Source organism: Gracilibacillus sp. Marseille-QA3620, from assembly GCF_054950035.1.
This window is the reverse complement of the sequence record NZ_CM143102.1, coordinates 105049-131979: the sequence shown is the minus strand read 5'-3', so window position 1 is coordinate 131979 and position 26931 is coordinate 105049. Positions and strand designations below refer to the sequence as shown.

Sequence of the window (26931 nt, the reverse complement as noted above, 5' to 3'; positions counted from 1 at the left end):
TTATTTTCCTCCTTCCACAGACTTCTTCTTAGCAGGAAGGACTTCTCCACGATAGATCCATACTTTTACTCCAAGCTTTCCGTAAGTTGTGTCCGCTTCTGCTGTAGCATAGTCGATGTCAGCACGAAGAGTATGAAGTGGAACAGTTCCTTCACTGTAGTGTTCAGCACGGGCGATATCTGCTCCGCCTAAACGTCCAGATACTTGAGTTTTGATACCTTTTGCACCAGCGCGCATTGCACGTTGGATTGTTTGTTTTTGTGCACGACGGAAAGATACACGGTTTTCTAATTGACGCGCGATATTTTCCGCTACTAGTTTAGCGTCCAAATCAGCTCTCTTGATTTCGATGATGTTGATATGAACACGTTTTTCAGTTAATTGGTTGAGTGCTTTACGAAGCGCTTCAACTTCAGTACCACCTTTACCGATAACCATACCAGGCTTCGCAGTGTGGATAGAAATGTTCACGCGGTTTGCAGCACGTTCGATTTCGATTTTAGAAACAGATGCATCGTTAAGACGCTTCATAATGTACTCACGTACTTTAAGGTCTTCGTGCAAAAGTTTTGCGTAGTCTTTGTCTGCGAACCATTTGGATTCCCAATCACGGATGATCCCGATACGCATACCGACCGGATTTACCTTTTGACCCACGGATTATCCCTCCTTCTTTTCTGATACAACGATTGTGATGTGGCTTGTGCGTTTGTTAATTGCGCTTGCGCGACCCATAGCACGAGGACGGAAACGTTTAAGTGTTGGTCCTTCGTTTGCGTATGCTTCAGAAACAACAAGTGTATTAACGTCCATATCGTAGTTGTGTTCTGCATTTGCCATAGCAGATTTCAATACTTTTTCGATAACTGGAGAAGCTGCTTTCGGAGTGTAGTTAAGAATAGCAATTGCTTCACCTACTTGCTTACCTCGGATTAGATCTAGTACTAAACGAGCTTTACGAGGAGCAATACGAACTGTTCTTGCAACAGCTTTTGCTTGCATAATTTATGCCTCCTCTCTGGATTAACGTCTTGTTTTCTTATCGTCTCCGGCATGACCTTTGTAAGCGCGAGTTGGTGCGAATTCACCGAACTTGTGGCCTACCATGTCTTCCGTAACATAAACTGGTACGTGTTTGCGTCCATCGTATACAGCAACTGTATGTCCGATGAATTGTGGGAAGATTGTAGAACGGCGTGACCAAGTTTTGATAACTTGCTTCTTGTCAGTCTCGTTCAATGCTTCAACCTTCTTCATGAGATGATCGTCAACAAATGGTCCTTTTTTTAGGCTGCGACCCATGATTGTGCCTCCCTTCGTGATTGCCCTACGGTTCTGTTATCGAACCGTAGTACAACCGCGTTATTTTTTACGACGACGAACGATAAACTTGTCTGTTTTGTTCTTTTTCTTACGAGTTTTAAGACCAAGAGCAGGTTTGCCCCAAGGTGTCATTGGAGATTTACGTCCGATAGGTGCTCTACCTTCACCACCACCGTGTGGGTGATCAACTGGGTTCATTACAGAACCACGTACAGTAGGGCGTTTGCCTAACCAACGAGAACGACCGGCTTTACCGATGTTGATAAGTTCGTGTTGTTCGTTACCCACTTGACCGATTGTAGCGCGGCAAGTAGAAAGAATCATACGAACCTCTCCAGAGTTAAGACGTACAAGAACGTAACGTCCCTCTTTACCTAATACTTGAGCAGAAGTTCCTGCAGAACGGACTAATTGTCCTCCTTTACCAGGTTTCAACTCGATATTGTGGATAACTGTACCCACTGGAATGTTTATTAATGGAAGAGCGTTACCTACTTTGATGTCCGCTTCAGAACCAGACATAATTTCCATGCCTACTTCCAAGTTTTTCGGAGCAATAATGTAACGTTTTTCCCCATCAACATAGTTGATTAATGCAATGTTAGCAGAACGGTTTGGATCGTACTCGATAGTAGCAACGCGTCCTGGAATGCCATCTTTATCACGTTTGAAGTCGATGATACGGTATTGGCGCTTGTGGCCGCCACCTTGATGACGAACAGTTAACTTACCTTGGTTGTTGCGGCCGCCCTTTTTGTGTAAAGGTGCAAGCAATGATTTTTCCGGTCTGTCTGTAGTGATCTCAGCGAAATCGGAAGTAGTCATTCCGCGACGACCATTGCTGGTAGGTTTGTAATGTTTAATCGCCATGTTGTGTTCCCTCCTTTTCTTTTAAAATTAAGCCTCGAAGAATTCGATTTCTTTGCTATCAGCAGTTAGCGTAACAATCGCTTTGCGGCGTTTGTTTGTATATCCAGCATGTCTACCCATGCGTTTGAATTTACCTTTGTAGTTCATAACGTTAACTTTCTCAACTTTTACGTCAAAGATTTCTTGTACAGCATCTTTGATTTGAGTTTTGTTAGCTCTAACGTCAACTTCGAAAGTGTATTTCTTATCAGCCATAATGTCAGCTGAGAACTCTGTGATCACGGGGCGCTTAATAATATCGCGTGCTTCCATTATCCAAGCACCTCCTCTATTTTTTCAACAGCTGCTTTAGTCATGATTAATTTCTCATGTCCAACAACCTCTAGTACGTTGATCGCGTTTGCTTCAACAACAGTTACTCCAGGAATGTTGCGGCCAGATAATGCTACGTTTTCGTCTACATCAGCAGTAACGATTAACGCTTTTTTGTTTTCAGTATTCAAGCCTTTTAATACAGCTGTGAATTCTTTTGTTTTTGGCGCTTCAAAGCTCAAAGCATCAAGAACAATGATGTTTTCTTCGTTTACTTTCGCAGAAAGAACAGATTTAATCGCTAAGCGACGTACTTTCTTAGGAAGTTTGTAAGCATAACCTCTTGGTGTAGGTCCGAAAACAACACCACCGCCACGCCATTGTGGTGAACGGATAGAGCCTTGACGGGCACGACCAGTTCCTTTTTGACGCCATGGTTTACGGCCACCGCCGCTTACTTCAGAGCGGTTTTTCACTTTATGTGTACCTTGACGCAAAGATGCTCTTTGCATAAGGATTGCTTCAGTTACTACGTTCTCATTTGGTTCGATGCCAAATACGGACTCGTTAAGCTCGATATCGCCAACTTGAGCGCCGCTTTGGTTTAAAAGAGCAATTTTCGGCATTGCAATTTTCCTCCTTTCTCGTTAGATTAGTTCGCTTTAACCGCAGTTTTGATTTTTAGTAAAGCTTTTTTAGGTCCAGGAACGTTACCTTTGATAAGGATTACGTTACGTTCTGCATCAACCTTAACGATTTGAAGGTTTTGTACAGTGATTTGAGTTCCACCCATACGTCCAGCAAGTTTTTTGCCTTTGAATACGCGGTTTGGAGCAACTGGTCCCATTGAACCAGGACGACGATGGTAGCGGGATCCGTGAGCCATTGGTCCACGAGCTTGGCCGTGACGTTTGATTGGTCCTTGGAAACCTTTACCTTTCGAGATTCCTGTTACATCTACGATTTCGCCTTCTGCGAAAATATCAACTTTGACTTCCTGACCTACCTCGTAAGTGTTGAGGTCTGCATCGCGGAATTCGCGAGTGAAGCGCTTAGGAGCAGTGTTTGCTTTTTCAGCGTGTCCTTTTTCCGGCTTGTTAGCGAGCTTCTCGCGAAGATCTTCGAAACCAAGCTGGATTGCTTCGTAACCGTCGTTTTCGACAGTTTTCTTTTGAAGAACAACGTTAGGTACTGCTTCAACAACTGTTACCGGGATAAGTTCACCGTTCTCAGCAAATACTTGAGTCATACCAATTTTTCTTCCTAAGATTCCTTTGGTCATTTCGTCACACCTCCTGTAAATATTGTTTGTTTTATTTGTTCAAGCGATTATAATTTGATTTCGATATCGACGCCAGATGGCAAATCTAAACGCATTAGAGAATCTACAGTTTGTGGTGTAGGATTCACAATGTCGATTAGACGTTTGTGCGTGCGCATTTCGAATTGCTCACGAGAATCTTTGTATTTGTGTACCGCACGTAGGATAGTGTATACGTTTCTTTCAGTCGGAAGTGGAATCGGACCTGAAACGGCTGCACCAGAACGTTTTGCAGTTTCTACAATTTTCTCAGCAGATTGATCAAGGATTCTGTGATCGTAAGCTTTTAAACGGATGCGAATCTTTTGTTTTGCCATTATTTTCCCTCCTTTATCGCCTATTTTGTAATAGACATTCTCCGCGGAAATCTCCTCACACACTCGCCATGGCAAAGCGGCCGGGTGTGTCAGCAACCTTCCACATCATCGCAATGAAAAGACCAACATTGTCTATTATACCTAATGTTTATCGAATATGCAATAGCTAAATATTCTTTTCGGTCTCAACACTTTTTTAAGTATACATGCTCATAACCTCAATATCAAGTTATCTGAAGTGCTTTCCAACATTCTACTAAGTAAGGGCGATTAGAGGATTCCATCAGTGAGGTTTTGCTACACTGTAAGCTTGTATCTGCACGGAGAATTAATGGCTGATTACTACACAAAAAGGTCTGCATCCATAGGATACAGACCTCTTAGCTGCTAAATAACCAAGCTTCAAAAACGAGTTTCTTCTATAATACATAGCTTATCGAAGTAATCCATGCAGATACAATAAGGAGAACTCCTTGCCGGTAAATTGCTTCATACGTTTCTTCGTAAGAGAATCCCAGTCAGCGGCCGTAATATAGCTTGTTCCTGTTTTAATCGTGAGATCAGCTTCCCTGAGCAGCGGCTGCCCCTTCTTCAAGCCCTTTTTAATCACATATTGCTTATCAGCATGAAGCCCGATAACAACATTCTGCTGCTTCAGCTTCCCTTTCTGTAGTACGAGAGCTTTATTATATCTTACTGCATCATCCCGTATGGTAGGTCCTGTCAGCTCTGCTAATGTGATATCCGCGTTCATATGTGCTCCTATACGAAGAGAGGCAGTTTGGGATTCGGCAGCATCCTCATCTGATTCATCAGATGGCACTGCTAGCTCATCTGTTCCTCCCTCAGCATCGTCTTCCCCCTCAAACTCTTCTTCAAGTACTTCAGGTTCCTCTACTTGATTGTCATCTGCTGAATCCTCTGCCAGCTCCCCTTCTTCTGCTTCTCCCTCCTCAATCTCAATGGTTACAGGGTACAGACTTTGACCATCTGCGCCATCTTTCTTCTCAGGGTATGCTCCCACATCAATGATATTTCCGAAGACTCGGTTTGCTTTCATAAACTCAGGATATAGCAGGACAGTTTGTCCAGGCTCGACCTTATGTATATGTTCTTCATCCACATAAGCAACTGCCCATAGAGGGTTGCTAGATGCAATCGTCAAGATGGGGTCACCGTCAGCTCTTCTTTCACCATGCACCTCTGTGATGATCCCTGTAACTTCACTCTCTATAACTATTTCTGAAGAAACATCCTTCAGGTGGTCAATCTTCGCTTGGTTATTTGCTTGCTTTAACTCAATTTGCTTTACACTGTAATCGATATTATTGATTTCATATTGAATAGGGCGAGTTTGATCATAAGAAGGATGTACATGCTCATCCCCCTCCTCTTCTCCATCAATATCCGGGAGAGATTCAGTCTCGCTCAACTCCTCTTCAAGGACTGTTCTGTCCTCGAGAAGTTTCTCCTTCTCCAATTCCAGTTCAGCGTTTGCCTGCTCCAATGATTCAATTTCAACCTTCGCTGAATCATTCCTATATTCTACAAGAGGTGTGCCTTCTTCTATGTACTGACCTTCCTCCACTAATATAGACTGAATCTCACCCTTATCCTTTTCAACGTAAACATATGTAACGGAGGAAGACTCAACCACACCCTCTGTTCCGAATGTTTTCTTTAATGTTTTCTCCTTAGCAGCAATTGGTTTAGAAATGAGTACTGTCCGATCTATATCCTTGTTATCCTCTAACAGGAACATATTGACTGTTACGAAGAGAATAATAAGTAAAGCTGCCAGCATGTAATATTTACGTCTCATAGATTCACCTTCATCGTATGAATAAGTGTGCTTGTTGCACTATTAAAAAGTATGTAAATAACCCAAGAAAGAATCACGATTAGCAGGACTCTTCTCCCTTCAAAGCCATATGTCTTTCTTAGCAAGCTAAATTGGCTCCATCCGGATAAAATCATAAAGATGGTCACCTCAGCCCCAAGCATGATCCAGAAAGTCTGACTTGTCAGTGATTGCGCGATAATTCCAAACCCAAGCGGTGAAGAGTACTCAGGCACACGGAGCAGAATGGAAACCACCAAGTCGACCGTATTCCCAAATAGGATGATCATCATCGGCATCAACTGCATACGCCATACAGTCCCAAAATCGAGCTCCTCAAAGACCAGCCAAATGAGCACAGTAAAAAAGAGTGTAAAGCATAAAGGAGACAGGATTCCTGCCGTGGCCTTACCTAGCATGAAGATTCCTTTTGCTGTTTCCCACCTTCCTTCGGCTGTCTGTTCCATCAGGACCGAAAAGGATTCACTCCCCACTCCGAAAAATCCACTGAACCCAGCGAGCAAAAAACTGTAGAGAATGAGACCGGTGAAATAAAGGCTGTACTTCCTAACTGTCATCGGCTGTCGTATTTCCCTTTTATATTGATAAGGGTTAAATGCTGATCGAATGGTCTCTAGCATTGCGGTCCTCCATAATCCAAAATTAACCTTCTATGCTATTGTATCTCAATTTTTTCTTTGGAGAAAGTTATAGCCTGACCGAAATACTGTCCATTTTCTATATAAAAAGCTTTGTTATTCTTAATTATAGTTTTTCATTGCAAGTGGATAAACCAATGAGGCAGCCAGGGAACAGCGGGGTTCTCCCCCTGCCAGCTAGTCCTGGCCTATAATGATGGCGGGCAGTATTCTACTATTAACCACTATCTATATCACAGCCATAATCGAGTAGGAGGGGGCGACTAACCCCCGACCTCTCAGACCACCGTACGTACGGTCCCGTATACGGCGGTTCAATCAAGTTGATGACGCAAGGTTTCATACCGACCTTGTAGACTTTTGAGCCCTTGGGAATACCAATAGGTATTGCCGAGGGCTTTGTGTAATATTGGACTTTTCGAGATACGCCAATAGCCTTTCCGACTGTTCCCCCATTCATAAGCTTTTCCTTTCGGAACACCTAGGTTCATGAGGTACCTTATCTTCGCCTTTGGGTTCTTCCAGTTCTTCCACAAGCACATTCGCAACCTTCTGCGTATCCATTTATCCAACAATCCAAAAATAGCCTTCGTATCGGCTAACGCGAAGTATCCACACCATCCGGTTAGATACTGGTTCAGTTTCTGAATCCGGTATTCCATTGGGTAAGGCATCTTCCTGGAAGTGATTTTCCGGACCTTCTCCTTCATTCGCTGGATGCTCGCTTTTGCGATGCGAATTTTTGGCTCTTTCGTCGATGCGAAAGTAAACCCCAGAAACTTACGTTTCCAAGGTCGGCCTACCGCTGACTTCTTCTCATTCACTTTCAATCGGAGCTTCCCCTCAATGAGTCGTTGAATGCTGGCCAAGGTTCGTTCACCTGCACGCTTGGATTTCACGTAGATATTGCAATCATCCGCATAGCGTACGAATCGATGTTCCCGGCTTTCTAATTCTTTATCCAATTCATCTAGGACAATATTTGAAAGTAAGGGGCTTAGGGGACCTCCCTGAGGAGTTCCTTTCTCCATACTGGTAACCACTCCATTGATCATCACTCCAGCTTGTAAATACCGGCGAATTAGTTTCAATAGAGGTTTCTCATCGATTCTCTTTGCCAACGTGCTCATTAGTCGGTCATGATTGACCTTGTCAAAGAACTTCTCCAAGTCCATGTCTACTACCCATCTGTATCCTTCTTGGATGTAGCCCTTCGCCTTCCGTACAGCGTCATGGGCACTCCGGTTTGGTCGGAAGCCATAACTATGTTCGGAGAACATGGGGTCGTATATCTTCGATACCACTTGGGCTATCGCCTGTTGAATCAAACGGTCTGTCACGGTAGGGATTCCCAGTAGCCGGAAGCCGCCATCAGGTTTCGGGATTTCGACTCTTCGGACTGGCATCGGTTCGTAGGTTCCCTCCAGAATAGCTTCTCTGATGGAAGACCAATTTTCGACTAAGTGCTGACGTAGGTTTTGTACGGGCATCTTATCTACTCCATGACTTCCTTTATTCTTTTCGACTCGCTTTAATGCGAGAAGCATATTCTCCCGTGACAGGATTTGATTCAAAAGCATCTCGTTTCTTCCTTCCGTGAATAGCTTATCTTCTTATGCCAGCCGTCACTCCATCCTCCGGGAAGTCCCCTGCGGGATTCACCGCATCCTTCTTCTCGTGAGGTCTCTTACGTTTTCTATGGTCATCATGACAGACTGAATGCCAAGGGCTATTCTCTCTTGATTGTTCGGTCCTTCCGAATCGTTCTAGACCGATTCGTACTATGACCTCAGCTGACTTCTGATGGTTCAGCTGCCTATCACTAGACAGGTTATGAAGGGTACTTCACATCTCCATCAGACCTCCCCGGGTAAGGGCGCACGCTTTCTCTCCATGTCCCCACTGCATTTACTCTCTATCACCTTCGGCAGTAAGAGCTTTGTTTTGTTTAGCAAACTCACTCAATGACAGCTAGCCTTGTATGCAGTTCGTGTTCCTTGGGGCGGAGATTTGCCTCCAACTTCCTTCAGATTCCGCGTCACCACGGACACCCTTGTCTTTGGCTAACCCCTACTACTGCCTTCGAGGCTCGGGACTTTCACCCTAAAGCTTACACCCATGCCGGGCACACTAAAAAAAGCAGGCAGTCATTATGACTGCCTGCTTTTATAGCATAGGCTATTATTATTCGCTGATTGTAGAAACTACGCCAGCGCCTACTGTACGTCCGCCTTCACGAATAGAGAACTTAGTTCCTTCTTCGATCGCAACTGGAGCGATAAGTTCAACAGACATTTCGATGTTGTCGCCAGGCATAACCATTTCAGTTCCTTCTGGAAGGTTAACAACACCAGTTACGTCAGTTGTACGGAAGTAGAATTGTGGACGGTAGTTAGAGAAGAATGGAGTGTGACGTCCGCCTTCTTCTTTAGACAATACGTAAACTTCAGCTTTGAATTTAGTGTGTGGGTTGATAGTACCTGGTTTAGCAAGTACTTGACCACGTTGGATATCTTCACGTGCTACACCACGAAGAAGGGCACCAATGTTGTCACCAGCTTCAGCGTAATCAAGAAGCTTACGGAACATTTCTACACCTGTTACAGTTGTAGATTTTGGTTCGTCAGCAAGACCGATGATTTCAACAACGTCACCAACTTTAACTTGACCACGTTCTACACGGCCAGTTGCAACTGTACCACGACCAGTGATAGAGAATACGTCCTCAACTGGCATCATGAATGGTTTGTCAGTGTCACGAGTTGGAGTTGGGATGTATTCGTCAACAGCGTTCATAAGTTCAACGATTTTTTCTTCCCACTCAGCTTCACCTTCAAGAGCTTTAAGAGCAGAACCTTTGATAACAGGGATGTCATCGCCAGGGAAATCGTACTCAGAAAGAAGGTCACGGATTTCCATTTCTACTAGTTCAAGAAGTTCTTCGTCGTCTACCATGTCACATTTGTTCATGAATACAACAAGGTAAGGTACACCTACTTGACGAGAAAGAAGGATGTGCTCACGAGTTTGTGGCATTGGGCCGTCAGCAGCGGATACAACAAGGATACCGCCGTCCATTTGAGCTGCACCAGTGATCATGTTTTTAACATAGTCAGCGTGTCCTGGGCAGTCTACGTGTGCGTAGTGACGGTTGTCAGTTTCGTACTCAACGTGTGCAGTAGAGATTGTGATACCACGTTCTCTTTCTTCTGGAGCACCATCGATTTGGTCATATGCACGTGCTTCTGCTTGTCCTTTTTTAGCAAGTACAGAAGTGATTGCAGCTGTAAGAGTTGTTTTACCGTGGTCAACGTGACCGATAGTTCCGATATTAACGTGTGGTTTAGAACGATCAAATTTAGCTTTTGCCATTTTAGGATTTCCTCCTTTAATATAAGAAAATTGATTATTAATACTATGTGTGCCAAGACAGCAGGCTTATGGCCGCTATCTTGGCTTACATAAGTAGTTATACTTTAATAAAGCGTGAAAATCAATTATTCACCTTTATTTTTTTTGATGATTTCATCAGCGATGCTCTTAGGCACTTCTTCGTAGTGGTCGAAGGTCATAGAGAACACGCCGCGTCCTTGAGTGTTGGAACGCAATGTAGTTGCGTAACCGAACATTTCTGATAGAGGTACCATAGCGCGAACAACTTGTGCGTTACCGCGTGCTTCCATACCTTCTACACGTCCACGACGAGCTGTGATGTTACCCATGATGTCACCCATGTACTCTTCAGGGATAACAACTTCAACGCTCATCATTGGCTCAAGGATAACCGGATTACATTTAGAAGCTGCATTTTTAAGAGCCATGGATGCAGCAACTTTAAACGCCATCTCAGAGGAGTCAACGTCATGGTAAGATCCGTCGAATAATTTCGCTTTGATGTCGATTAATGGGTAACCTGCAAGTACACCGCGGTCAAGCGCGTCTTCAAGACCTGCTTGTACAGCTGGGATGTATTCACGAGGGACAACCCCACCGACGATTGCGTTTTCGAATTCGAAGCCTTTTCCTTCTTCGTTTGGTGAGAATTCAATCCAAACGTGACCGTATTGTCCACGACCACCAGATTGACGAGCAAACTTACCTTCTACTTGTGCAGAAGTACGGAATGTCTCACGGTAAGCAACTTGAGGAGCACCTACGTTCGCTTCTACTTTGAACTCACGACGCATACGGTCTACTAAGATATCTAAGTGAAGCTCACCCATACCTTCGATGATCGTTTGGCCAGTTTCCTGGTCAGTGTGAGCACGGAAAGTTGGATCTTCCTCTTGAAGTTTTTGAAGAGCAGTAGACATTTTGTCTTGGTCTGCTTTAGATTTAGGCTCGATAGAAAGGGAGATAACTGGCTCTGGGAATTCCATGGATTCTAAGATAACTAGGTTCTTTTCCTCACATAGAGTATCTCCAGTTGTAGTGTCTTTTAGACCTACAGCTGCCGCGATATCCCCAGCATATACTTGGCTGATCTCTTGACGAGAGTTAGCGTGCATTTGCAGGATACGTCCTACACGTTCACGTTTACCTTTCGTAGAGTTTTGTACATATGAACCTGAGCTCAATGTACCAGAGTATACGCGGAAGAATGTCAATTTACCGACATAAGGGTCAGTCATAACTTTGAACGCAAGCGCTGCGAAAGGCTCGTTGTCATCAGAATGACGTTCCACTTCTTCATCAGTATCCGGTAGAGTACCTTTAATTGCAGGTACATCTAATGGAGATGGAAGGTAGTCGATAACTGCATCTAGCATTAATTGAACACCTTTGTTTTTGAAGGCAGATCCACAGATAACTGGGTAGAATTCAACGTTAACAGTACCTTTACGGATAGCTGCTTTCAATTCCTCTTTAGTGATTTCTTCACCGCCAAGGTATTTTTCCATTAATTCTTCATCAATTTCTGCTACTGCTTCGATTAACTTTTCACGGTATTCTTCAGCTAGTGGCATATGTTCTTCAGGAATTTCACGAACTTCGATGTCTGTTCCAAGGTCATTACCATAGAACACAGCGTTCATTTCAACAAGGTCGATGATCGCTTCGAAGTCATCTTCAGCACCGATAGGAAGCTGAATTGGGTGTGCATTCGCTTGAAGACGCTCATGCAATGTTTTTACGGAGTATAAGAAATCAGCACCGATTTTGTCCATTTTGTTTACGAAAACAACACGTGGTACTCCGTAAGTAGTAGCTTGACGCCAAACTGTTTCAGTTTGCGGCTCAACACCGGATTGCGCGTCTAGTACAGCTACTGCACCATCAAGTACACGTAGGGAACGCTCAACTTCAACTGTGAAGTCTACGTGTCCTGGAGTGTCGATGATGTTTACGCGGTGACCTTTCCATTGCGCAGTTGTTGCAGCAGATGTGATCGTGATTCCGCGTTCTTGCTCTTGTTCCATCCAGTCCATTTGGGAAGCACCTTCATGTGTTTCACCAATTTTGTGGATACGACCAGTGTAATATAATACACGCTCAGTAGTAGTCGTTTTACCGGCATCAATGTGAGCCATGATACCGATATTACGAGTATTTTCTAAGGAGAACTCTCTAGCCATTGGGTCTTTCTCCTTCCTTCTGATTTATAGATTTTTAGTAGGTTAAATATTACCAACGGTAATGAGCGAAAGCTTTGTTAGCTTCAGCCATTTTGTGTGTATCTTCGCGTTTTTTCACAGATGCGCCAGTGTTGTTAGCTGCGTCCATGATTTCGTTAGCTAAACGCTCTTCCATCGTTTTTTCACCACGAAGGCGAGCATAGTTTACTAACCAGCGAAGTCCTAGTGTAGTACGGCGGTCAGGGCGAACCTCAACTGGTACTTGGTAGTTAGCACCACCAACACGGCGTGCTCTAACTTCTAGAACTGGCATGATATTTTTAAGCGCTTGGTCGAAAACTTCCATTGGCTCTTTACCAGTACGCTCGCTTACGATATCGAAAGCAGCATAAAGGATTTTTTGGGAAGTTCCTCTTTTTCCATCGATCATCATTTTGTTGATCAATTTAGTTACAAGCTTGGAATTATAAATCGGATCAGGCAATACATCTCTTTTTGAAACAGGTCCTTTACGAGGCATATTTTGTTCCTCCTTTCAAAGAAGTGGTTATTTTTTGTTGATTATTTTTTTGCTGCTTTAGGTTTTTTAGTACCGTATTTAGAACGACCTTGCATACGGTTGTTAACGCCAGCAGTATCAAGAGCACCACGTACGATATGGTAACGTACACCCGGAAGGTCTTTTACACGTCCTCCGCGGATAAGTACAACGCTGTGTTCTTGCAAGTTGTGGCCGATACCAGGAATGTAAGCAGTAACCTCGATTCCATTAGTCAAACGTACACGCGCATATTTACGAAGCGCGGAGTTCGGTTTCTTTGGAGTCATAGTACCCACACGAGTACATACCCCACGTTTTTGTGGAGATGATACGTTAGTTTGGGATTTTTTGAAGCTGTTGTAGCCTTTATTCAAAGCTGGAGACTTTGATTTTTCTTCTTTAGATTTACGTGGCTTACGTACCAATTGGTTAATAGTTGGCATGATGTTTCCTCCCTTCAAAATTGGTTCCCCTAGTCCCACACATCCAGGTGGTTCATAAAAGGGTAAAAACAAAGTTTTTGCATCAACTGCAAAAACAGTTTTCTATTTCATAATGACAACAGCTGCTGCACCAACATCAATCTTGCATGCTTTTCCGAGCAACCTCATTGAGTCTACATATTCGACTGGCACTGAGTACTCATTAGCAGTATCAATGACTTTGGAAGTGACGCGTGAATCCGCATCAAGCGCAATCACGACTGCTTTTGCATTACCTGTGCGCAGAGCTTTCACTGTCTGTTTCGTCCCTATTATCAGGTTTTGGGCCTGAGATACTTTTTCATAAGACATATTGTATATCCTCCAAAGTAACAGGTTAATAGGAGCACCTTTGCTATAGTAACACTTTCAAATCATCTATGTCAACAACCGCATCAAAAAAACTTCGTTTTTTGATTGTTGACTGGAATGAAAGCAGCCAGATCCGAAAATCTGGCTGCAAACTTTCCAGTTACAAGGCTTATTCAGCTGTAACCGTTTCTTCTTTCTCTGTCAATACAGGAACGGCTTTACGATAGCGCTGCATACCTGTACCAGCAGGGATCAGCTTACCGATAATAACGTTCTCTTTAAGACCGAGAAGCTCGTCACGTTTTCCTTTGATTGCGGCATCTGTAAGAACACGAGTTGTTTCTTGGAAGGATGCAGCAGACAAGAAGGAATCCGTTTCAAGAGAAGCCTTCGTAATACCGAGCAAGACTGGGCGTCCAGTTGCCGGGTTTTTGCCTTTAAGAAGTGCTTCGCGGTTTGCTTGCGTGAATTGATGGATATCAAGCAGCGTACCTGGAAGGACATCTGTTTCACCTGCGTCGATGACACGGATTTTCTTAAGCATTTGACGAACCATAACCTCTACGTGTTTGTCGCCAATTTCTACCCCTTGCATACGGTATACTTTTTGAACTTCCTTCAAGAGGTACTCTTGTACGGAACGTACATTTGTTACCTTGAGAAGCTCTTTCGGATCGATAGACCCTTCTGTAAGCTCTTGACCTGGAACAACCATGTCATTGACATTCACTTTCAAGCGAGCAGAGTATGGCGCTGTGTAAGAACGGCTTTCCACTGCACCTTGAATAGTGATTTCTTGTTGTTTGTCGCGAATCTCATTAATGGAGATAACTGTTCCTTCGATTTCAGAAATAACAGCCTGACCTTTAGGATTACGCGCCTCGAACAACTCCTGAATACGTGGAAGACCTTGTGTAATATCGTCTCCGGCAACCCCGCCCGTATGGAATGTACGCATTGTCAACTGTGTACCTGGTTCACCGATGGATTGAGCCGCGATGATACCAACAGCTTCCCCAACTTCAACCTCTTGACCAGTTGCCAAGTTGCGGCCGTAACATTTCTTACATACGCCATGGCGAGTGTTACAAGTGAAGGCAGAACGAATCCACACTTCTTCAATGCCAAGCTCTTCAATCTTCTGAGCAAGATCTTCTGTGAAGATTTCATTCTCATTGATTAGAACTTCGCCTGTATCAGGATGTTTCAATTTCTTCCTTGCATAACGTCCTACAAGACGCTCTTCAAGGCGTTCGATGACTTCAGTGCCATCTTTCAATGCTTTAACAACCAAGCCGCGGTCTGTTCCACAGTCATCCTCGCGAACGATAACATCCTGTGCAACGTCAACCAAACGTCTTGTTAAGTAACCGGAGTCAGCTGTTTTCAGCGCTGTATCGGCAAGTCCTTTACGCGCACCGTGAGTGGAGATGAAGTATTCCAATACGGTTAAGCCTTCACGGAAACTTGACTTGATTGGGAGCTCAATAATACGACCAGCCGGGTTGGCCATCAAACCACGCATACCAGCAAGCTGCGTGAAGTTAGATGCGTTACCACGGGCACCGGAGTCACTCATCATGAAGATTGGGTTCAAGTGGTGCAAGGATGCCATCAGCTTGCTTTGGATTTCATCCTTCGCTTCACTCCAAATGGAGATAACACGATCATAACGCTCTTCTTCCGTGATGAGACCACGTCTGAATTGCTTCATGACACCGTCAACCTTCGTTTGAGCTTTATCAAGAATTTCTTGTTTCTCTGGTAATACGACGATATCTGCAACCCCTACCGTAATACCGGCACGAGTAGAGTATTTGAATCCTAGATCCTTCATGCGGTCAAGCATTTTCGACGTCTCAGTGATTTTGAAACGCTTGAACACTTCCGCAATGATGTTTCCGAGAATTTTCTTCTTGAACGGCTGGATTCTTTCGCGTTCAGCGAAGATTTCCTTCACGTTTGCACCCTTTTCAACAAAGTACTTCTCTGGTGTTTTTTCTTCCAGATTAGAACGTGTAGGTTCGTTGATGTATGGGAATGTTTCAGGAAGAATTTCATTGAAAATCAATTTACCGACAGTTGTCAGCAATAATTGTTTGTTTTGTTCTTCCGTGAATGTTTGGTTATTTAAAGAACTTGCATGTACAGCTACACGTGTATGCAAGTGAACATATCCATTTTGGTAAGCAAGGATGGCTTCGTTTGTATCATTGAAGATCATCCCTTCGCCGACTGCTCCTGGTCTTTCCATCGTTAGATAGTAGTTACCAAGTACCATATCCTGAGATGGTGTAACAACCGGTTTTCCATCCTTAGGGTTAAGGATGTTTTGAGCTGCAAGCATGAGAAGGCGTGCTTCTGCTTGAGCTTCTGCTGATAAAGGTACGTGCACGGCCATTTGGTCACCGTCAAAGTCAGCGTTGTAGGCTGTACATACGAGCGGATGCAAACGGATTGCGCGTCCTTCAACCAATGTCGGCTCAAACGCTTGGATTCCCAAACGGTGAAGCGTAGGGGCACGGTTCAAGAGAACTGGATGCTCCTTAATAACCTCTTCAAGCACATCCCAAATATCCGGAGAATGTCTTTCGATCTTTCTCTTAGCGGATTTGATGTTGTGTGCTAGACCTTTTTCAACTAGCTCTTTCATAACGAAAGGCTTGAATAGCTCGATAGCCATTTCTTTTGGCAGACCGCATTGATACATCTTAAGGTTCGGACCTACGACGATAACGGAACGTCCGGAGTAGTCAACACGTTTACCAAGCAAGTTTTGACGGAAACGGCCTTGTTTCCCCTTAAGCATGTGGGAAAGAGATTTAAGCGGACGGTTACCCGGTCCTGTTACAGGACGGCCGCGGCGTCCGTTGTCAATCAATGCATCGACAGCTTCCTGCAGCATACGTTTTTCATTTTGTACGATGATGCTAGGAGCGCCTAAGTCAAGAAGACGTTTCAAACGGTTGTTACGGTTGATGACACGACGATAAAGATCGTTCAAGTCACTTGTTGCGAAACGTCCGCCGTCAAGCTGAACCATTGGACGAAGTTCCGGCGGAATAACCGGAAGTACATCAAGGATCATCCAAGAAGGCTCATTTCCGGAGTTACGGAATGCTTCCAATACTTCAAGACGTTTAATCGCACGTGTACGGCGTTGTCCTTGAGCTGTTTTAAGCTCTTCCTTCAAGGCATCAACCTCTTTGTTGAGGTCTACATCTTGAAGAAGCTTTTTAATGGATTCAGCACCCATGCCAGCTTGGAACTTACTGCCGTATTTATCGCGGTAAGCGCGGTATTCTTTCTCAGATAGAAGTTGTTTCTTCTCAAGGGCTGTATCGCCTGCTTCTGTTACAACATAAGAAGCGAAGTAAATAACCTCTTCTAGCGCACGAGGGGACATGTCTAAGACAAGACCCATACGGCTAGGAATACCTTTAAAGTACCAGATGTGGGAGACAGGAGCGGCCAATTCGATATGGCCCATACGCTCACGTCTCACCTTCGCTCTAGTAACCTCTACGCCACAGCGATCACAAACGACGCCTTTGTAACGTACTCTTTTATATTTACCGCAATGGCATTCCCAGTCCTTAGTAGGACCGAAAATGCGTTCACAGAACAACCCGTCTTTCTCAGGTTTTAGTGTACGGTAGTTAATTGTTTCTGGCTTTTTCACTTCTCCGAAAGACCAAGAGCGAATCTTATCCGGTGAAGCAAGGCCTATTTTCATATACTCAAAATTATTTACATCCAACAAGGGGCCTACCTCCCTTTCTGTATCCCAATCTCACTCTGGTTACTCTATCGTTCCAACCGTTTCTGATTCAGGGCTTTTCACATCTGGATCAATGGTCAGCGTATCTGCTTGGTGGATATCATCATCATCTTCAAGGTCACGCATTTCAATTTCTTGATCGTCACCAGAGAGAATCTTCACATCCATACCTAAGCTTTGAAGTTCCTTGATTAATACTTTGAAGGATTCAGGAACTCCTGGCTCAGGAACATTGTCGCCTTTGACAATCGCCTCGTATGTTTTCACACGGCCGACAACATCATCGGATTTAACTGTAAGAATCTCTTGAAGAGTGTATGCAGCACCATAAGCTTCAAGCGCCCAAACCTCCATCTCACCGAAACGCTGTCCACCGAATTGAGCTTTACCGCCAAGCGGCTGCTGCGTAACAAGTGAGTATGGCCCAGTTGAACGGGCATGGAGTTTATCGTCAACCATGTGCGCCAATTTGATCATGTACATGATACCAACAGAAACGCGGTTGTCGAATGGTTCTCCTGTTCTTCCATCGTAAAGAATCGTTTTAGCATCGCGAGCCATTCCGGCTTCTTCGATTGTATCCCAAACATCTTCTTCCCTCGCACCATCAAATACAGGTGTCGCTACATGGATACCAAGCTTTCTAGCAGCCATGCCGAGGTGAAGCTCCAATACCTGACCGATATTCATACGTGATGGTACCCCTAATGGGTTCAACATGATATCGACAGGTGTTCCATCTGGAAGGAATGGCATGTCTTCTTCCGGCAATATACGGGAAATTACCCCTTTGTTACCGTGACGCCCGGCCATTTTATCTCCCTCATGGATTTTACGTTTTTGAACGATGTATACGCGCACCAATTGGTTAACGCCTGGCGGCAGTTCATCGCCGTCTTCACGAGTGAAGACTTTTACGTCGTGGACAATTCCGCCGCCGCCATGTGGCACGCGAAGGGATGTATCACGAACTTCACGGGCCTTCTCACCGAAGATTGCATGAAGCAATCTTTCTTCAGCTGTCAGCTCAGTTACACCTTTAGGCGTTACTTTACCAACAAGAAGGTCTCCGTCTTTTACTTCCGCACCGATGCGGATAATACCGCGCTCATCCAGGTTACGAAGGGCTTCTTCCCCAACGTTTGGAATATCACGCGTGATTTCTTCAGGCCCAAGCTTCGTATCACGGGCTTCTGATTCATATTCTTCAATATGAATAGATGTATAGACATCGTCTTTTACAAGACGCTCACTCATAATGATGGCATCCTCATAGTTGTAACCATCCCATGTCATGAAGGCAACAAGCACGTTTTGACCGAGTGCCAATTCGCCAAGTTCCATGGAAGGACCATCTGCAAGGATTTCGCCTTTGACCACGCGGTCTCCAGCTTTAACGATTGGGCGTTGGTTGTAGCAAGTACCTTGGTTAGAACGGATGAATTTAAGGGTACGGTATTTATCAAGATTACCTTTTACCTCTTGGCCATCCACTTCGCTGATGCGTCTTACCCAGATTTCTCTTGCTTCAACATGTTCAACAATACCCGGATGTTTACAGATGACAGCTGCTCCGGAGTCTTTACCAGATACATATTCCATCCCTGTTCCGACAAGCGGAGCCTGTGGTCTGATGAGAGGTACAGCTTGACGCTGCATGTTCGCTCCCATTAGGGCACGGTTGGAGTCATCGTTTTCTAAGAACGGGATACAAGCTGTCGCAGCAGATACTACCTGTTTAGGCGATACGTCCATATAATCGACGCGGTCACGTTTAACAGCCGTGTTCTCACCGCGGAAACGCGCAACAACTTCTTCGTTTTTGAACGCGCCATCTTCTGTTAATGGAGCATTCGCTTGTGCTACTACATATAAATCTTCCTCATCAGCAGTCAAGTAATCGATTTGATCGGTTACTCTTCCTGTCGCAGGGTCAACACGGCGGTATGGTGTTTCAATGAAACCATACGGGTTCACCTTCGCGAAGGAGGACAAGGAGTTAATAAGCCCGATGTTCGGACCCTCTGGTGTTTCAATCGGACACATACGGCCATAGTGAGAGTAGTGAACGTCACGTACTTCCATTCCGGCACGTTCCCTTGTTAAACCACCAGGTCCAAGGGCAGATAGACGGCGCTTATGCGTCAATTCAGCAAGCGGGTTTGTCTGGTCCATGAATTGAGACAATTGAGAGCTTCCGAAGAACTCTTTAATGGACGCGATCACCGGACGGATATTGATGAGCTGCTGCGGCGTGATTGTGTTCGTGTCTTGAATAGACATTCTCTCACGTACAACACGTTCCATACGGGATAGACCGATTCTGAACTGGTTCTGAAGAAGTTCGCCGACAGAACGAAGACGGCGGTTACCTAAGTGGTCGATATCATCCGTATCGCCGACACCGTGCAATAAGTTAAAGAAGTAACTGATTGATGCAACGATATCTGCAGGCGTGATATTTTTCACTTTCTTCTCGACATAAGCATTGCCGATAACATTAATGACTTTTTCGCCTTCTGCATCGTTCGGAGCATAAATCTTAACGTTCTGAATGAGAACATCATCTTCTACGACTCCGCCAGCAGGGTTGTACGTTTTGAAGCCAATCCCGTTTTCAAGGTAAGGAATGATCTTATCAAGCGTACGGCGATCTAAAATAGCATCTTTTTCAACAAGGATTTCGCCTGTCTCTGGGTCTACCAAAGTTTCAGCTACACGCTGGTTGAATAAACGATTTTTTATATGAAGCTTTTTGTTGATTTTATAGCGTCCAACATTCGCAAGATCGTATCTCTTCGGATCGAAGAAACGTGAAACGAGCAAGCTCTTTGCATTTTCAACCGTAGGCGGCTCGCCTGGGCGAAGACGCTCATAAATTTCAAGCAAAGCTTTTTCTGTACTTTCCGTATTGTCTTTCTCTAGCGTATTACGGATATATTCGTTGTCACCGACTAGATCGATGATTTCTTGATCAGAGCCGAATCCAAGGGCACGCAAAAGAACCGTTACCGGCAGCTTTCTTGTACGGTCGATTCTGACGTATACGACATCCTTCGCATCTGTTTCATACTCCAGCCATGCGCCACGGTTCGGAATAACGGTTGCAGTGAAACCTTGCTTTCCGTTTTTATCTACTTTTCCGCTGTAGTACACACTTGGGGAGCGCACCAATTGCGATACAATAACGCGTTCGGCACCGTTTATGATAAACGTTCCCGTTTCTGTCATGAGAGGGAAATCACCCATAAAGACATCTTGGTCTTTAACTTCACCCGTCTCTTTGTTTACAAGCCTTACTTTAACCCGTAATGGGGCGGAGTAGGTTACGTCCCTCTCCTTAGATTCTTCCACAGGGTATTTCGGATCTCCGAGACTGTAATCGATAAATTCCAGAGACAGATTTCCTGTAAAATCCTCGATAGGGGAAATGTCCTGGAACATTTCTCTTAAGCCCTCATCAAGAAACCATTGATAGGAAGAGGTTTGAATTTCAATTAAATTCGGCAATTCGAGCACTTCGCTAATGCGCGCATAGCTCCGGCGTTGGCGATGTCGTCCATACTGAACAAGTTGACCTGTCAACTGATTCACCCCTCATATAAAGCGTTTATAATTAATTTATCACTCCGCCTTGAATTGGCGGTTGAACAAAAAAGAAAAAGGGTTTCACACTGAAAACCACAATCTCAAAAACGCATAGTATTGGTTTATTTTTTCCATATTATCCAGAACATATACACATAAATTTATTCATCCTTGAAAATGTGCAGGGTGTCCCAAATTATATATTTGCATTTTATAATATTAACATAGGCATATTGTCAAGTCAAACTTTTTTAGATTTCAAAATATAGTAGCCTTTTTTCTTCAAAACGACCTCTACATTCCCAAATACTTCTTCCATCTTCGCCATGGCACTCGGTGCTCCCTGCTTCTTCTGGATAACAATCCACAGTTCGCCGCCATCAGCTAAAAATCGTTTGCTTTCCTCCAAAATTTCATGCACAATTTTCTTCCCAGCACGAATTGGAGGGTTTGAGATGACCGCCGCAAAACTCGCTTCCTTCACTGCACTAAATACGGAACTCTCATAAACCTTCACATTGGCAATTCCATTTGTATGTGCATTTTCCTTTGATAGATCGATGGCTCTCGCATTCACATCTACCATATGAATGGTCTTGTTTGGATATAGACTTGCGACCGATAAGCCTATCGGGCCATAACCGCAGCCAATATCTATGATTGGCTGATCCTCTTCAAGACTGCATTCAAAGGCTTCAATCAACAATCTTGAACCAAAGTCAACCTCTCGTTTCGAAAAAACTCCGGCATCTGTTTTAAAGCGGAATTCCTTGCCTCTCAGCGTAAAGCTCCATTGTTCAGGCTTGCTTTCGACCTCAGGATTACGGGAGTAATAATGATTTGTCATACATAGCTCCTCCTAAGCAACCACATTTTCTAAAAATCTCTTTTTTGCTTCATTCAAAACTCAAATCATTATAGTATGCCGGTATACAGCAATCTATATACTCATAAAGGCTAAAAAAAGCCCGCTGTATTCGCAGCGAGCTTTTTTTGATGGCAAATGTTAAATTACTTAACTTCTACGCCAGCGCCAACTTCTTCAAGTTTAGCTTTGATTTCTTCAGCTTCTTCTTTAGAAGCGCCTTCTTTAAGAGCTTTTGGAGTGTTGTCAACAAGTTCTTTTGCTTCTTTAAGACCAAGACCTGTGATTTCACGTACCACTTTGATAACTTTGATTTTTTGATCGCCAGCAGAAGCTAGGATTACATCAAATTCAGTTTTTTCAGCTGCAGCTTCTCCGCCAGCAGCACCAACCATAGCTACAGGAGCAGCTGCAGTTACGCCGAATTCTTCTTCAATTGCTTTTACAAGATCGTTAAGTTCTAAAACAGTCATATTTTTGACTGCTTCAATGATTTGTTCTTTAGTCATTATAAAGTTCCTCCTTAATTTTAGTAAATCATGATATACGTATTGCTCATCAAGAAGCGATTAAGCTCCTTGTTCTTCTTTTTGATCTGCCACTGCTTTTGTAGCAAGCGCCAAGTTGCGGATAGGAGCTTGAAGCACGCTGAGCAACATGGATAGCAAACCTTCGCGGGATGGAAGATCCGCAAGTGCTTTAATTTCTTCAACAGATGCAACGTTACCTTCGATAACACCTGCTTTGATTTCTAGAGCTTCGTGTTTTTTCGCGAAGTCATTCAAGATTTTAGCCGGAGCTACAACGTCCTCGTTACTGAATGCAATCGCATTTGGACCAGTAAGAGCTTCGTTAAGGCCAGAAAGTTCAACTTGATCTGCCGCACGGCGAGTCATAGAGTTTTTGTAAACTTTGAACTCGATGCCTGCTTCACGTAGTTGTTTACGAAGTTCTGTCACTTCTGCAACGTTCAATCCACGGTAGTCAACAACGACTGTGGAAACACTGTCTTTCAGTTTGCCAGCAATTTCGTCAACAATTTGTTTCTTTGCGTTAATCGCACTGCTCATATTAACACCTCCTGTAGAATGTTACCATTCACACCCGTAAAAAACCTCCATATCTAAACTAGACATGGAGGTACGATGATAGTCCGAACAAAATAGTTCTATTATGATCGAATACCTCGGCAGGAAATTAAGCTTTATCAGCACCTGCTGTCTATGGCATAAATGTTAAGTTTTATTTATAACACCTGACAAATTATATAAAATAATAATCAGGTTGTCAAATATATTTTATTAAGCTTAGAAAGAAGATGGGTCTACTTTTACGCCAGGTCCCATAGTAGTAGTGATGGCAACGTTTTTCATGTATGTGCCTTTAGCAGCAGCTGGCTTCGCTTTTTGAAGTGTTTCAAAAATAGTTGTGAAGTTCTCAACTAACTTGCTGTCTTCGAAAGAAACTTTTCCGATTGGCACGTGAATGTTACCAGCTTTATCTACACGGTATTCAACTTTACCAGCTTTGATTTCATTGATTGCTTTTGTAACATCGAATGTAACTGTACCTGTTTTAGGGTTTGGCATTAAACCTTTTGGTCCAAGGACACGGCCTAATTTACCAACTTCACCCATCATGTCAGGAGTTGCAACGATGACATCAAAATCGAACCAACCTTGTTGGATTTTGTTGATGTAGTCAGTATCTCCAGCGAAATCAGCACCTGCAGCTTCAGCTTCTTTAAGCTTTTCACCTTTTGCAAATACTAATACGCGTTGAGTTTTACCAGTACCGTTTGGAAGAACAACCGCACCGCGGATTTGTTGGTCCGCTTTCTTAGGGTCAACCCCAAGACGGAATGCTACTTCTACAGTTGCGTCGAATTTAGCGAAGTTTGTTTTCTTAGCTAGTTCAACTGCTTCTGTTACGGAATATGCTTTTGTACGATCGATAAGCTGAAGTGCTTCAGCATACTTTTTGCTTTTCTTAGCCATTATTAATATCCTCCTAATATTGTGGTTATAACGGAATTTGACCTCCCACGAAAAAGGTTGCGAGTGTACCGACATTCGCAACCTCCATACAACAATTAGTCTTCGATGACAATACCCATGCTGCGGGCAGTACCTTCTACCATACGCATAGCTGCTTCAACGCTTGCTGCGTTTAAGTCAGGCATTTTTGATTCAGCGATTTCACGTACTTTGTCACGTTTAACTGTTGCAACTTTATTACGGTTTGGTTCACCAGAACCAGACTCGATTCCTGCCGCTTTCTTAAGAAGAACAGCTGCTGGAGGAGTTTTCGTAATAAAAGTGAAAGAACGGTCTTCAAATACTGTGATTTCAACAGGGATGATTAGACCTGCTTGTTCTGCTGTACGAGCGTTGAACTCTTTACAGAAGCCCATGATGTTAACACCGGCTTGACCTAGTGCAGGACCAACTGGTGGAGCTGGATTAGCTTTTGCTGCAGGAATCTGCAATTTCACGATTTTAATTACTTTTTTAGCCACGAGACACACCTCCTTATCGTCCGTGATGTGGTAAATGGGCTTTTGCCCTCCCACTCGAATATACAATCATTCTTTATTCGTCCATAAAGAATATACCATTAGTTCAGGTCTCGTATTGAGACATACTGACCTTTGAAATCTTATCATTTTTTAATATGAAAGGCAAGTTTTTCAGGATTATAATTTTTCTACCTGGTCGAAATCCAATTCTACCGGGGTATCCCTGCCAAACATATTAACAAGCACCTTCAATTTGCCCTTCGCTTTATCAAGCTCTTCGATTGTGCCTGCAAATTCCGCAAACGGACCTTCTTTCACCTTAACTGCATCTCCGACAAACAAGTCGATTTCGATTCGTTTCTCATCCATGCCCATGCGCTTAAGAATCACTGTTGCTTCATCTGGCATCAACGGGATCGGCTTTGAGCCAGAACCTGTTGATCCTACGAACCCGGTAACACCTGGTGTATTCCGGACCACATACCAGGAATCATCCGTCATAACAATCTCAACGAGAACATAGCCAGGGAATACTTTCTTCTTCACGACTTTTTTCTTGCCGTTTTTGATATCGGTCTCTTCCTCTTCAGGAACGATGACACGGAAGATCTTATCTTGCATCCCCATCGATTCGACGCGTTTTTCTAAATTTGCTTTTACTTTGTTCTCGTAACCGGAATACGTATGAACAACATACCAATTTTTCTCCATTTCTTTAGGACTTAATGTCCTTCCCTCCTTGTATACGGTAATATAGGGAAATACCTATCATGTAAATCATCAATCTGTCATTCTCGACAACAGCAGTCGTTTCCTGCTTAACATAGGGCGTTTTTTAGACAAATTAAAAAACCCGTTTCCGGGCTTCTTAGTAACGTTTGTTTATGCTAATTTCCATTATACCATGTTTTACGCTCTTTATTCACTATCCAAGAATAAGACGAATAAGTTCTGATAAACCTAAATCAATAACTGCAAAAAATACGGACATAATAATAACAGTTGCGAGAACTGTAATCGTATACGTCGTTAGCTCTTTTCTCTTAGGCCAGCTAACCTTTTTCATTTCGCGTGATACGCCTCGGAAGAACTCTAGAATGCGTCGCATTAATATGAAACCTCCAACCTACAGTATTCTCAGGATCTAAACAGTTTAGATTGTTTGTTTATGAGGTGTGTGAGTATTACAGGCTTTACAAAATTTATTGAGTTCGAGCCTAAGCGCCTTTTCCTCAGCTTGTTTGTAATTCGTTGTATAATTCCTCGAGCCACACTTCGTACAAGCAATGATTACTTTTTTATTCATATTTACACCTATATTCATGACAATTCAATAACAAATTTATCATGTAGAAAATTGTCTGTCAATAATCCCATTGCCGCCATTCCTACATGTGAATGCTCTCTATCGAACTTCTAAATAACGTTCCAGCTTGCGTTTGACCCGCTGCAGGGCATTGTCGATTGACTTTACATGCCGGTTAAGCTCTTCCGAAATTTCCTGATAGGATTGTCCATCTAGATACAGTGAGAGTACCTTTCTCTCAAGGTCGCTTAGCAGCTCACCCATCTTAAGCTCTATATAATCAAATTCTTCCTGATTAATGATTAACTCCTCCGGGTCCATTACCTTTACACCGGTAATCACATCCATCAATGTCCGGTCAGATTCCTCATCATAAATAGGCTTGTCCAAGGAAACATAGGAATTAAGCGGGATATGCTTCTGCCTGGTCGCCGTCTTAATTGCCGTGATAATCTGCCTTGTAATGCACAGCTCGGCAAATGCTTTGAAGGAGGTCAGTTTATCCTCCCGGTAGTCCCTGATGGCCTTGAATAGGCCGATCATTCCTTCTTGAACAATATCCTCTTTGTCTGCGCCTATCAAAAAATAGGTTCTCGCTTTAGCCCTAACAAAGTTTCTATACTTGTGTATCAAATAATCCAGGGCTTCGCTATCTCCCTTTTGCACACGGTCAACCAACAATTCATCATCCAAAAGACCATAGTCGCCACTCAAGCTTACCCCGATAGATATTGCCACACCGATCCCTCCGTAGGATACCAAAGATAGAAATATTATACAGTAAGCGTTTTTAGAGCGTCAATGTCCTCAAAGATTTCCTCGTCGCCATTTTTCGAATATTTCCGACACTTCTCGACTCAACTGAATGCGAGAACTTGGCTGTTTTTCCATCTTTTCGTTTAGCTTTTTGTCGATTTCTTTTTGTATATAGCCCATTTCCTGCAATAATTCTCTTGCAGATTTTCTGTACGCACCTTGTGCGAATATTGTCCTTTGTTCTGTATAGTCAGAGGTAGCCACATATACCCTTGTATTGATTTTGATTAATTCAGATGCCAAACGCTCAATTCGTTCATCTGCAGTTTCATTCTCTTTTGTGAAAATAACCTCAACCTTTGAATTTCGGTACTTCTTTTCCGTCCCTTGAACATAATAGGCATCAAAAACAATGATGACCTGATGGCCTGAGTAACCTTGGTACTCAGCCATCATGTCAATCAGCCGATCTCTTGCGGCAGCTAAATCAAGGTCTCTCAGCCTTTTCAGGTCCGGCCAGGCGCCAATGATATTATAACCATCCACAACCAGTATGGTTTTCAT

Annotated in this window: 28 protein-coding genes and 1 other annotated feature; all 28 genes read right to left on the bottom strand. The window is 43.6% G+C overall.

Annotation, left to right across the window (positions count from 1 at the left end):
• The 28 genes from rpsC to ACY8DX_RS00560 all read right to left on the bottom strand — a co-directional run bounded on the left by rpsC (nt 1) and on the right by ACY8DX_RS00560 (nt 26931).
• On the bottom strand, nt 1-657 hold the full coding sequence (gene rpsC, locus ACY8DX_RS00695) for a 30S ribosomal protein S3 (RefSeq protein ID WP_049672539.1): 657 nt from the start codon (nt 655-657) through the stop codon (nt 1-3).
• Between the two features lie 3 nt (nt 658-660).
• Nucleotides 661-1002, bottom strand: coding sequence for a 50S ribosomal protein L22 (gene rplV, locus ACY8DX_RS00690; RefSeq protein WP_049672540.1), 342 nt, complete (start codon nt 1000-1002; stop codon nt 661-663).
• 21 nt (nt 1003-1023) lie between these two features.
• Nucleotides 1024-1302, bottom strand: a complete 279-nt coding sequence (gene rpsS / locus ACY8DX_RS00685; RefSeq protein ID WP_049672541.1) for a 30S ribosomal protein S19 — start codon at nt 1300-1302, stop codon at nt 1024-1026.
• A gap of 60 nt (nt 1303-1362) precedes the next feature.
• Nucleotides 1363-2193 carry a 50S ribosomal protein L2 gene (rplB, locus tag ACY8DX_RS00680; RefSeq protein ID WP_049672542.1) on the bottom strand — a complete coding sequence of 277 codons (831 nt, stop codon included), beginning with the start codon at nt 2191-2193 and terminating at the stop codon, nt 1363-1365.
• 27 nt (nt 2194-2220) lie between these two features.
• Nucleotides 2221-2505, bottom strand: coding sequence for a 50S ribosomal protein L23 (gene rplW / locus ACY8DX_RS00675; RefSeq protein ID WP_049672543.1), 285 nt, complete (start codon nt 2503-2505; stop codon nt 2221-2223).
• Nucleotides 2505-3131: a 50S ribosomal protein L4 gene (gene rplD / locus ACY8DX_RS00670; RefSeq protein WP_049672544.1), complete on the bottom strand. Its 627-nt coding sequence runs from the start codon at nt 3129-3131 to the stop codon at nt 2505-2507. Before rplD ends, rplW begins: the two co-directional genes overlap by 1 nt.
• A gap of 26 nt (nt 3132-3157) precedes the next feature.
• Nucleotides 3158-3787 (bottom strand): 50S ribosomal protein L3, encoded by a 630-nt coding sequence (gene rplC, locus ACY8DX_RS00665; protein ID WP_049672545.1) that lies wholly within the window; start codon nt 3785-3787, stop codon nt 3158-3160.
• A 47-nt stretch (nt 3788-3834) separates the two neighbouring features.
• Entirely contained in the window at nt 3835-4143 is a 309-nt protein-coding gene (rpsJ, locus tag ACY8DX_RS00660; protein ID WP_049672546.1) for a 30S ribosomal protein S10, read from the bottom strand.
• Between the two features lie 433 nt (nt 4144-4576).
• Nucleotides 4577-5965 (bottom strand): efflux RND transporter periplasmic adaptor subunit, encoded by a 1389-nt coding sequence (locus ACY8DX_RS00655; RefSeq protein WP_462406041.1) that lies wholly within the window; start codon nt 5963-5965, stop codon nt 4577-4579.
• Entirely contained in the window at nt 5962-6624 is a 663-nt protein-coding gene (locus ACY8DX_RS00650; protein WP_462406040.1) for a hypothetical protein, read from the bottom strand. The genes ACY8DX_RS00655 and ACY8DX_RS00650 overlap by 4 nt, the downstream gene beginning before the upstream one ends.
• A gap of 332 nt (nt 6625-6956) precedes the next feature.
• Nucleotides 6957-8222 (bottom strand): group II intron reverse transcriptase/maturase, encoded by a 1266-nt coding sequence (gene ltrA / locus ACY8DX_RS00645; RefSeq protein WP_049670210.1) that lies wholly within the window; start codon nt 8220-8222, stop codon nt 6957-6959.
• 604 nt (nt 8223-8826) lie between these two features.
• Entirely contained in the window at nt 8827-10014 is a 1188-nt protein-coding gene (gene tuf / locus ACY8DX_RS00640) for an elongation factor Tu (protein ID WP_049672549.1), read from the bottom strand.
• A 125-nt stretch (nt 10015-10139) separates the two neighbouring features.
• A complete protein-coding gene (fusA, locus tag ACY8DX_RS00635) occupies nt 10140-12218 on the bottom strand; it encodes an elongation factor G (protein ID WP_049672550.1) in 2079 nt (692 codons plus the stop codon).
• Nucleotides 12219-12267: 49 nt separating this feature from the next.
• The gene (rpsG, locus tag ACY8DX_RS00630; RefSeq protein WP_049672551.1) at nt 12268-12738 is read right to left on the bottom strand and encodes a 30S ribosomal protein S7; all 471 of its coding nucleotides are present in this window, start codon (nt 12736-12738) and stop codon (nt 12268-12270) included.
• Between the two features lie 41 nt (nt 12739-12779).
• The gene (rpsL, locus tag ACY8DX_RS00625) at nt 12780-13202 is read right to left on the bottom strand and encodes a 30S ribosomal protein S12 (protein WP_049672552.1); all 423 of its coding nucleotides are present in this window, start codon (nt 13200-13202) and stop codon (nt 12780-12782) included.
• Between the two features lie 102 nt (nt 13203-13304).
• On the bottom strand, nt 13305-13553 hold the full coding sequence (locus ACY8DX_RS00620; protein WP_049672553.1) for a 50S ribosomal protein L7ae-like protein: 249 nt from the start codon (nt 13551-13553) through the stop codon (nt 13305-13307).
• A gap of 169 nt (nt 13554-13722) precedes the next feature.
• Entirely contained in the window at nt 13723-17316 is a 3594-nt protein-coding gene (rpoC, locus tag ACY8DX_RS00615; protein WP_462406039.1) for a DNA-directed RNA polymerase subunit beta', read from the bottom strand.
• 39 nt (nt 17317-17355) lie between these two features.
• Entirely contained in the window at nt 17356-20919 is a 3564-nt protein-coding gene (gene rpoB / locus ACY8DX_RS00610) for a DNA-directed RNA polymerase subunit beta (protein WP_049672555.1), read from the bottom strand.
• 244 nt (nt 20920-21163) lie between these two features.
• Nucleotides 21164-21769, bottom strand: a complete 606-nt coding sequence (locus ACY8DX_RS00605; protein WP_049672556.1) for a class I SAM-dependent methyltransferase — start codon at nt 21767-21769, stop codon at nt 21164-21166.
• A 164-nt stretch (nt 21770-21933) separates the two neighbouring features.
• Nucleotides 21934-22296 (bottom strand): 50S ribosomal protein L7/L12, encoded by a 363-nt coding sequence (gene rplL / locus ACY8DX_RS00600; RefSeq protein ID WP_049672557.1) that lies wholly within the window; start codon nt 22294-22296, stop codon nt 21934-21936.
• A 60-nt stretch (nt 22297-22356) separates the two neighbouring features.
• Nucleotides 22357-22857 carry a 50S ribosomal protein L10 gene (rplJ, locus tag ACY8DX_RS00595; protein ID WP_049672558.1) on the bottom strand — a complete coding sequence of 167 codons (501 nt, stop codon included), beginning with the start codon at nt 22855-22857 and terminating at the stop codon, nt 22357-22359.
• A gap of 29 nt (nt 22858-22886) precedes the next feature.
• Nucleotides 22887-23032 (bottom strand) — a sequence feature (ribosomal protein L10 leader region).
• Nucleotides 23033-23094: 62 nt separating this feature from the next.
• Nucleotides 23095-23784, bottom strand: a complete 690-nt coding sequence (gene rplA / locus ACY8DX_RS00590) for a 50S ribosomal protein L1 (RefSeq protein ID WP_049672559.1) — start codon at nt 23782-23784, stop codon at nt 23095-23097.
• Nucleotides 23785-23879: 95 nt separating this feature from the next.
• Nucleotides 23880-24305: a 50S ribosomal protein L11 gene (gene rplK, locus ACY8DX_RS00585; RefSeq protein ID WP_049672560.1), complete on the bottom strand. Its 426-nt coding sequence runs from the start codon at nt 24303-24305 to the stop codon at nt 23880-23882.
• Nucleotides 24306-24482: 177 nt separating this feature from the next.
• A complete protein-coding gene (gene nusG, locus ACY8DX_RS00580; RefSeq protein ID WP_049672561.1) occupies nt 24483-25016 on the bottom strand; it encodes a transcription termination/antitermination protein NusG in 534 nt (177 codons plus the stop codon).
• Nucleotides 25017-25230: 214 nt separating this feature from the next.
• Nucleotides 25231-25413: a preprotein translocase subunit SecE gene (secE, locus tag ACY8DX_RS00575; RefSeq protein WP_049672562.1), complete on the bottom strand. Its 183-nt coding sequence runs from the start codon at nt 25411-25413 to the stop codon at nt 25231-25233.
• 45 nt (nt 25414-25458) lie between these two features.
• The gene (gene rpmG / locus ACY8DX_RS00570) at nt 25459-25611 is read right to left on the bottom strand and encodes a 50S ribosomal protein L33 (RefSeq protein WP_082197221.1); all 153 of its coding nucleotides are present in this window, start codon (nt 25609-25611) and stop codon (nt 25459-25461) included.
• 99 nt (nt 25612-25710) lie between these two features.
• Nucleotides 25711-26349: an RNA polymerase sporulation sigma factor SigH gene (sigH, locus tag ACY8DX_RS00565; protein WP_049672563.1), complete on the bottom strand. Its 639-nt coding sequence runs from the start codon at nt 26347-26349 to the stop codon at nt 25711-25713.
• 69 nt (nt 26350-26418) lie between these two features.
• Nucleotides 26419-26931: an NYN domain-containing protein gene (locus ACY8DX_RS00560; RefSeq protein WP_049672564.1), complete on the bottom strand. Its 513-nt coding sequence runs from the start codon at nt 26929-26931 to the stop codon at nt 26419-26421.